Below are 3,441 nucleotides of genomic sequence, written 5' to 3'. Positions count from 1 at the left end.
CCCCAAGGCGCCGATCCTGTGCAAGGCACCCTACGATTTCACGAAGCGGCGCACGCGTTCCACGTTCATGCGCCTAAAGCAGCGTCCTGACGTGCCAGAGTTCAGGAAACAGCACGACGTCCAGCATCTTTCGCAAATACGGCGCACCGCTCGTGCCGCCAGTTCCCTGTTTGAAACCGATGATCCGCTCGACCGTGGTGACGTGGCGAAAACGCCATTGTCGGAACGAGTCTTCGAGATCGACCAGCTCTTCTGCCATCTCGTACAGGTCCCAATGTTGTGCGGGCTCGCGATAAACCGTTAGCCAGGCCGCTTCGACACTGGCGTCGTGCGTAGTCGGCTGGGTCCAGTCGCGATCGAGGCGTTCCGGTGCGATCGGAAAGCCGCGTCGCGCCAGCAAGCGGATGACTTCGTCGTAGAAAGAGGGGGCGTCGAGTGTTGCCTTGACCTCAGCAAGAACATCCGGACGATGCGCATGCGGTTTAAGCATCTGCGCATTCTTGTTGCCGAGCACGAACTCGATTTGCCGGTACTGATGCGACTGAAATCCGGACGACGCGCCGAGATACGGCCGCATGGCGGTGTATTCGGATGGCGTCATGGTCGAGAGAACGCTCCAGGCCTGCACGAGCTGATCGAGTATTCGCGAAACCCGTGCGAGCATCTTGAAGGCGGGCTGCAGTTCGTCACGACGTACGGCGACGAGCGCGGCGCTCAGCTCATACAACGCAAGCTTCATCCAAAGTTCGCTGGTCTGATGCTGCACGATAAACAACATCTCGTTGTGGTCCGGCGAACGCGGATGTTGCGCCGAGAGGATCGAATCGAGCGACAGGTAGTCGCCATAGCTCATTGAATCGGCGAAATTGAGTTGCGCGTCATGCCAGCCCTCGGGCGTAGCCGGGGTGTCGCGTTCTGACCCATAGCCCATGGGACAAGCGCCGGTGGTTTCAGCAGGTTGTTTCATCGAATTTTCTCCAGGCGGCTCAGGCGTCTTGGTACTTCAAGTGACCGCGCCGCGTTCGGCGAATTCGGGTGCTCGCCACGCTTCGGTCGCGAGGATATCAGCCAGGGTTTCGACGGCATCCCATACATCGACATAGCGCGTGTAGAGCGGCGTAAAGCCAAAGCGCAAGATGCGCGGCTCACGATAGTCCCCGATCACGCCGCGCGCGATCAACGCCTGCATGACTTCATAGCCGTGCGGATGCTCGAAGCTCGCTTGTGAGCCGCGCTCGGCATGCGCGCGCGGCGTGATGAGCCGCAAGGGGAAATTCGCGCAACGCGACTCGACCAGTGCAATGAACAAGTCGCTTAGCGCCAGCGACTTTTGCCGCAACGCCGCCATGTTCGTTTGCAGGAACACGTCGAGACCGCATTCGACGAGTGCCATTGAAATGATCGGCTGCGTCCCGCACAGGAATCGTCCAATGCCGTCGTCGGGACGATATTCCGGGCTCATTTCAAAGGGTTTTTTATGACCCCACCAGCCTGAAAGGGGTTGCGTGCACGCGTTTTGAAGCCGCTTCGGAACCCAGGCGAACGCGGGTGATCCGGGGCCGCCGTTCAGATATTTGTAGGTGCATCCAACGGCGTAGTCCGCGCCCGCGCCGTTCAGGTCGACTGGGACGGCGCCCGCCGAATGCGCAAGATCCCACACGGCGAGTGCACCCGCCGCGTGGATCGTGCGCGTGAGCGCGGCCATGTCGTGCATCGCGCCCGTTCGATAGTTGACGTGCGTGATCATCGCCACAGCCGTGTTCTCGTCGATGGCGCTGGCGAGTTCGGACACATTGTCCACGAGACGCAATTGATATCCGCGATCCAGTTGCTCGATCAAGCCCTGCGCGATATAGAGATCGGTCGGGAAGTTCGAGCGTTCGGAGACAATCACGCGGCGTTTCGGGTCCCGCTCGTTGGCGAGCCGCAACGCCGCCGACAGAACCTTGAACAGGTTGGTGGAAATGGAATCGGTCACGACAACCTCGTCCTGCTCGGCGCCGATCAGCGGAGCGAGCTTGTTGCCCAGGCGTTTGGGCAACGCGAACCAGCCGGCCGTATTCCACGAGCGGATCAGGCCTTGGCTCCACTCGCCGGAAATGACTTCGGACGCGCGCGACGCGGCGGCTTTCGGCGCCACGCCGAGCGAGTTGCCGTCCAGATAAATGGTGTCGCTCGCCAGCGAAAACTGGTCGTGAAGGGGGGCCAGAGGGTCTTCGCGGTCGAGTGCCGCGGCTTCGTCTCGAAGGTTCATTGCTGCATTTTCCGGTGGTCTTGAGGGTCGGTTCCTGAGTCGGATGCGCGAGGAATCAGGCGCTGGAACATACGGTCAAGCTTAGCGGAGAACCGCATTCAAATGATTGCGAAACAAACGCGCGATGGGTCCCACCTCGCAACATTCTTCGATGAAACCCTCGCTAGACGCTCAAAAGTTTAATGGCGCCGCGGGCCATGCTCGGGCGGCGCACGGGAGCCCCTGTCGCGTCGCGTTATCATTGTCAACGCATTCGCCAGCGGGCTCGTTCAACTCTGGATCCAATCCCATGACCCAACCAGACACTTCATTGGCCTTGATGCATTGCGTCGATGGCAATTTCGAGCAGGAAGTTCAATTCCTGTCCGCCCTCGTGCAAAAGCCGTCGGATAACCCTCCTGGCGATTGCGCCGGTCACGCCGAGATGGCGGCGAATTGGTTGGAGCAACTCGGCTTCACGGTCGAGCGCCACGCGGTTCCGGCGGCGGAAGTCGAGCGCGCCGGCATGATCAGCGCGACGAACCTGGTCGTGCGGCATCGCTTCGGCGCGGGTCCGGTGATCGCGCTCAATGCGCATGGGGACGTCGTGCCGCCGGGCGACGGCTGGTCCTGCGACCCTTACGGAGCGGAAATTCGCGACGGCTGGATGGTCGGACGCGGCGCGGCGGTGTCGAAGTCCGATTTCGCGACCTACGCATTTGCGCTGAAGGCGTTGATTGAAAGCCACGCGTCGCTTGCCGGGACGGTCGAGCTGCATCTTACATACGACGAAGAAACCGGCGGCCTGATCGGGCCTGCGTGGTTGCTGAAAGAGGGTATCGTCAAGCCGGATTACGCCATCTGCGCCGGCTTTTCCTATTCGATCACGACGGCCCACAACGGCGCTATTCACCTCGAAGTCATCGTGCGCGGCAAGTCCGCGCATGCGGCACGACCGGACACTGGACACGACGCGCTCGAAGCGGCCACGGCCGTGCTCAATGCGTTGTATGGGCATCGTGCGGCGCTGGCGGAGATTCGTTCGGCTACCGACGGTATCGAGCATCCGACGATTGTGGTTGGCTTGATAGAGGGCGGTATCAATACGAACGTGGTGCCGGACAAGGTGACACTGCGGCTTGACCGTCGTGTCATCCCAGAGGAAAGCCCGCAAGACGTGCTTAAGCAACTCAAGGCGCTCATTGAGG

The 3,441-nt window shown here is 61.0% G+C and carries 3 protein-coding genes; 1 reads left to right on the top strand and 2 read right to left on the bottom strand.

Annotated elements, in window-relative coordinates:
• Window positions 1-73: 73 nt before the first annotated feature.
• Entirely contained in the window at window positions 74-967 is an 894-nt protein-coding gene (gene kynA / locus WCA53_RS12860) for a tryptophan 2,3-dioxygenase (RefSeq protein WP_423910394.1), read from the bottom strand.
• 36 nt (window positions 968-1,003) lie between these two features.
• The gene (gene kynU / locus WCA53_RS12855; protein ID WP_423910389.1) at window positions 1,004-2,254 is read right to left on the bottom strand and encodes a kynureninase; all 1,251 of its coding nucleotides are present in this window, start codon (window positions 2,252-2,254) and stop codon (window positions 1,004-1,006) included.
• 289 nt (window positions 2,255-2,543) lie between these two features.
• On the opposite strand from kynU, the gene WCA53_RS12850 reads away from it, so the two are divergent.
• Window positions 2,544-3,441: M20/M25/M40 family metallo-hydrolase (locus tag WCA53_RS12850; RefSeq protein WP_423910386.1), on the top strand; the 898-nt coding region annotated here is incomplete at its 3' end.

This window comes from Caballeronia sp. (assembly GCF_049581465.1).
Classification (GTDB): Bacteria; Pseudomonadota; Gammaproteobacteria; order Burkholderiales; family Burkholderiaceae; genus Caballeronia.
This window is presented reverse-complemented; position numbering and strand designations above follow the sequence as displayed.